This window comes from Actinomadura roseirufa (assembly GCF_900659635.1).
In the GTDB taxonomy this organism is placed as follows: Bacteria; Actinomycetota; Actinomycetes; order Streptosporangiales; family Streptosporangiaceae; genus Spirillospora; species Spirillospora roseirufa.
In genome coordinates, this window is sequence record NZ_CAACVB010000487.1 from 1 (window position 1) to 2,987 (window position 2,987).

A 2,987-nucleotide genomic window follows, 5' to 3' on the forward strand; every position below is an offset into this window, starting at 1 on the left:
CACGTGGGCGCCGCCGCCGGCGGCTGCGGCCGCGCGCCCTGGCTGATGGCCGGGCTGGGCGTCGCCGGCGCGGGGCGCGCCGAGCGGGGGGACGGACTCACCGCGGTCGCGGGCCTGCAGGTGCTGCCTGATCACCCGCAGCGGCACGTAGTGGTCGCGCTGGGCGGTCAGGACGAACCGGAGCCGTTCGACGTCGGCCGCGCCGAACTTGCGGTAGCCCGCCGGGCTGCGCTGCGGCTCGATCAGCCCCTCCGACTCCAGGAACCGGATCTTGGAGATCGTGATGTCGGGGAAGTCGGGCCTGAGCAGCCCGATGACGTCCCCGATGGTCATCAGGGACCGGGCTGGCTGCGCGTTCATGGCCCCTCCCATCCTCGCCGCGACCCCGCACTCCCCCCTGCCGCCCTCGCCGGGCGCCGTTCCGTCAGCCGTACTGCGGGTTGGTCAGGAACACCAGCCGGAACTTGCCGATCTGGACCTCGTCGCCGCCGGACAGGCCGGCCTGGTCGATCCGCTGCCGGTTGACGTAGGTGCCGTTCAGGCTGCCCACGTCGCGCACCGAGAACACGCCGCCCTGGCGGGCGAACTCGGCGTGCCGGCGGGACACGGTGACGTCGTCCAGGAAGATGTCGCTCTCGGGATGGCGGCCGGCGGACGTGCGGTCCTTGTCGAGCAGGAAGCGGCTGCCGGCGTTCGGCCCGCGCTTGACCACCAGCAGCGCCGACCCGGGCGGCAGCGCCTCGACGGCCACCTGCTCGGGGCCGACGGGCTCCTCGCCGCCCTGGTCGGCGTCGAGTGCCTCGAAACCGCCGATGGAGATCGTCGACGTGGACTCGCCGGGCGACTCCCGGGGAGGCAGCGGCGACGGGGAACTCCGGGTCAGCGGAGTGCCGCAGTTCGAGCAGAAGCGGGCATCATCCGGGTTGGCGTGACCGCACTGCGTGCAGTAGACGCTCGGCATCGATCGGCTCGGCCTCCTACCATCGGCGTGCCGCCCGCGGACGTCCCGCTGACGCGGGAGCCGCGCGCGCCGCGCGCATCCATCAACCAACCCACGCCGGGGACCCGCCCCCGACCTCGGTCCAACTACCGGTCCTGCTCACCGCCCGCTCACACGACGGTCGCCGCAACTTACGCGGCTATCACCCGAGGGGTCAACCGGAACGGTGATCCGACCGCCCCAAACTACATTCGTCAATGATCGCAGGTCTACGCCGCCGCGCGGACGGCCCTGGTCACGACTCCGGGCCGGCGTCCGGTACACCCTGTCCACCGTGGCCCCCCGTTCTCCCTCTACCGAGACCGTACCGCGCTGACGGAGATCTTCGCGCGCGGGTCGATCGACACGGCCGCCCCGGCGCCGCGCAGCGTCTTCACGACGCCGCCGGGAATATTGAGGGCGGTGGTCATCGTGTGCGGGTCTCCGATGGCCAGCAGGACGTAGGGAGCGCGCAGGAGCCGCCCGTCCACCTGGACCTCGTCCTGCTCGTCCAGGAAGTAGGTGTCGACCCCGGCGCGCACCTCGTTGATCTGGATCACCTCGGCGCCCGCGTCGCGCAGTTCCTGGAGCGCGTCCAGCAGGTGCATGGCCCGGACCCCGTGCCGCGTGTCATCGATCCGCAGCTCGATGCCGGGCCCCTCGGCGGGAAGGGTTCCCGCGAGAAGTCCGTAGGTGGTCGCCCGCTCGCGCGCCTCTTCCAGGGCCGTGCCGCCCTGTGCGTCGCGTTCGAGTTTGCCTTTGGTCTCCTCCAGGTCACGGAGGTCACCCCTCAGCCGCTCGGACCGCTGGCCCAGGTCGGACAGGATTCCCACGAGCTCGTCCTGGCGAGCAGTGGCGAAGGTCGTGTCGCGTTTGGTGGTCTGCACCTGGGCCACCACCGCGAAGCCGAGCATGAGGCACAGGACACCGCCGACGAGCTGCCCCCAGGTCGTCCGCGGCCGCAGGAGGTCCAGGACTCCCGCCAGACCCGTCTTGGACGCCTCCACGGCGTCCTCAGGGACGGCAGGGGCGGCTGAGGCGCCCTCGCCCGCCGTCGCCCCGCCCTGGGTCCTCCGCGGCTCCTGGGACGCGCGCGGAGCGCCCGAGGCGTCGCCCGGCCCGCTCACGCGCCGAACAGCTTCCGCCGGATGCCCGCGGCGTTGGCGAAGATCCGGATGCCGAGGACGACCACGACGCCGGTGGACAGCTGGGACCCCACGCCGAGCTGGTCGCCCAGGAACACGATCAGCGCGGCGATAATGGTGTTGCTGACGAAGGAGACGACGAACACCTTCTCGTCGAAGATCCCCTCCAGCCGGGCCCGCACGCCGCCGAACATTGCGTCCAGCGCCGCGACGATCGCGATCGGCAGGTACGGCTGGAGCCACAGCGGCACCGTCGGCTCGAACACGAAGCCCAGCGCGACCCCGATCGCGAGGCCGATCAGCGCGATCACCCTCGGGTCCACCTCCCCCGCTCGTCCCGTCCACCGGCCGCCCCGCTCACCACCGCCCCGCTCACCACGGTGCCGTTCACCACGGTTCCGCTCACCACGGTTCCGCTCACCGGACCGGCCCGGCGTACCTGAGGGCGAGCCCCGCGGCGGCGGGGAGGCGCACCTCGCCCGAGCGGTGCGCACCGTACCGGATCCCGTAGCGGTCCCGCAGCTGGAGCATCCGCCGGTCGGCGGCGGAGCCGGTGAACGCCTCCTCCAGGCGCCGGGGCTCCCCCAGCGCCGCCACCTCGTACGGGCCGCGCAGGGGACGGTAGTCGACGAGGATCGCCTCCCCCGCGGTCCGGATCGCCGTCGTCGGCGTGATCCGCTGGCCGTTGATCCCGACGGCCCGCGCCCCCGCGGCCCAGAGCCCGTTCACCACGGCCTGGAGGTCCTGATCATAGACCCGGCCCTCGTCGCCGCCGCGCGCGCCGCGGGCCCCTCGGTCCCGGCGCGGCGCGTCGTCCAGCGCGACCACCAGCCCGGACCCGGCCGCGGGCGCCGCGGCCGCGG

At 73.3% G+C, this 2,987-nt stretch carries 5 protein-coding genes; all 5 read right to left on the reverse strand.

Annotation, left to right across the window (positions count from 1 at the left end; translation table 11 throughout):
• A partial coding sequence (gene ftsR / locus E1291_RS40560) for a transcriptional regulator FtsR (protein WP_131743332.1) occupies positions 1-360 on the reverse strand: 360 nt, incomplete at its 3' end.
• 64 nt (positions 361-424) lie between these two features.
• Positions 425-961 (reverse strand): FHA domain-containing protein, encoded by a 537-nt coding sequence (locus E1291_RS40565; protein WP_131743334.1) that lies wholly within the window; start codon positions 959-961, stop codon positions 425-427.
• A 332-nt stretch (positions 962-1,293) separates the two neighbouring features.
• Complete coding sequence (locus tag E1291_RS40570; protein ID WP_131743336.1) at positions 1,294-2,106, reverse strand: DUF881 domain-containing protein; 813 nt, start codon at positions 2,104-2,106, stop codon at positions 1,294-1,296.
• Positions 2,103-2,447: a small basic family protein gene (locus E1291_RS40575; protein WP_242614684.1), complete on the reverse strand. Its 345-nt coding sequence runs from the start codon at positions 2,445-2,447 to the stop codon at positions 2,103-2,105. The genes E1291_RS40570 and E1291_RS40575 overlap by 4 nt, the downstream gene beginning before the upstream one ends.
• Before the next feature lie 94 nt (positions 2,448-2,541).
• The coding region (locus E1291_RS40580) for a DUF881 domain-containing protein (RefSeq protein ID WP_131743338.1) at positions 2,542-2,987 on the reverse strand (446 nt) is incomplete at its 5' end.